General features: G+C 29.3%; 3 protein-coding genes. 1 reads left to right on the top strand and 2 read right to left on the bottom strand.

What is annotated here, in order from left to right; genetic code table 11:
• Positions 1-196, top strand: a 196-nt coding sequence (locus V7183_RS25190) for a hypothetical protein (protein WP_335361240.1), incomplete at its 5' end; no start/stop codon positions are given.
• Between the two features lie 32 nt (positions 197-228).
• On the opposite strand, the gene V7183_RS25185 is transcribed toward V7183_RS25190, so the two are convergent.
• On the bottom strand, positions 229-438 hold the full coding sequence (locus tag V7183_RS25185) for a hypothetical protein (RefSeq protein WP_335361239.1): 210 nt from the start codon (positions 436-438) through the stop codon (positions 229-231).
• A gap of 166 nt (positions 439-604) precedes the next feature.
• A complete protein-coding gene (locus V7183_RS25180; RefSeq protein WP_097899528.1) occupies positions 605-1081 on the bottom strand; it encodes a hypothetical protein in 477 nt (158 codons plus the stop codon).
• Between the last annotated feature and the right edge of the window lie 460 nt (positions 1082-1541).

Below are 1541 nucleotides of genomic sequence, written 5' to 3'. Positions count from 1 at the left end.
ATTTATATATATCGACTCTTGTCTTAAAATTAGTATATACGATATAACCGCTGTTAAAACGGTTAATGTACCTATTATAATAATTAAGATTGAAGCCGTTAGTTCCTCTAATATTAAACCTGTTACAGTAATACCAATCGGTGTAGAAATTAACAATGTTGAATTTAAAAATCCGAAAAAACGCCTCTATCTTTAGAGGCGTTGGATCATGTTTCTTAATGAATGATTTTATGTTTCCTTAGTATTTATGCTTAATTTATGATAATAACCCCCAACAAATAAGGAAGCTATGATTATGGGGATTATACCCAAAACAAGGGAATAATCTCCTTTCGTTACAAAATTAAACATAAACATAGCAAAAATAGTTATTGCAAGTGCTATATAGCTTACAGATATATCTCTATATGCTTTAGGACTATAGACTTTCCTTTTCATGCTTTCCCCCCCTCCTTCTTATTACATACTATCACATAATGCCAAAATTCATATTTTTTACTATAAAAAGGAATCTTGTATTCACCTTTTTATAGGGCTTTGTTGCAAGCAAAAGAAAAAGGACCAAATTTTTTGTCCTTTTGTATGTTTTATTGAACTAAAACCCCTATTTTTTGTGCACATTAGCCTCTAGAATGTTCTTACATTTTCTAATATTTCTTTTGATTTGCTGATTTTCAAAAAAATAAACCTCTGTACCTGCCCAAATAAAAACCCAACTCACAATACTTAATACTCCTGCAATATAGGCATGATTACTTGAAAGCTTCAAAAATATCACCCCAACAATAATACCAAGCACAAACAAAACAATAGCCTTTTTAACATTTCTAACATATGTATATTCCTCTTCGTTCAAGAAGTTAGAAAAAGTGTTAAATGTGGCAGTCTTCAGTGACTTTTCGTCAAAATCATTCTGACCTAAAAAAAATATTTCTACTTCCTTTCTTTTACCACTGTGTAGCTTTGACAAAATAAAATCTTCAAGGTCAGAGCTTAAGTGAACATCTTCTGAGCTATAATATCTTGAAAACGGAGTATCAGTTTCATCTAAATAGATATTTATACTTAATTCATCTTTCATGTTAACCATCCTTTAACTCCAATGTACTAGTTGAAAGTCAACCTTTTATCAGTATGGTCAAGATAGTAACAATTCTTTCGAAAATAGCATTAAATAATTGGAGTTGGAGCTATTTTTATGAATTTAACAGAATATACGTTAAACCATAACGAGAAAACACAAAATAAATCAATTCGTTATTACTCGAAATTAGAAATATCGTACGCCATTTCCTTTTATCACCTAAAAAGTTAATGATATGTAGTATACATCTCGTTATACCGATATTTTAACGAATAAATTAATTAATAAACAGTCTTGTTTATGCTATTGATAATACTTAGAATTTTACACATAAGGCTATATCCCACACCATAAAATGACAAATGATACGGATGTTTATGAATTTGAGATTTTAAAAAACAGTAATTGTTTTTTATCCACAATATTCTTAATGATGACAGTAGGAAATACGTCAGCA

The organism is Bacillus sp. JJ1127, assembly GCF_036965845.1.
GTDB lineage: Bacteria > Bacillota > Bacilli > Bacillales > Bacillaceae_G > Bacillus_A.
Note: the sequence above shows the minus strand (reverse complement) of the source record. Positions and strands in the feature narration are given on the sequence as shown.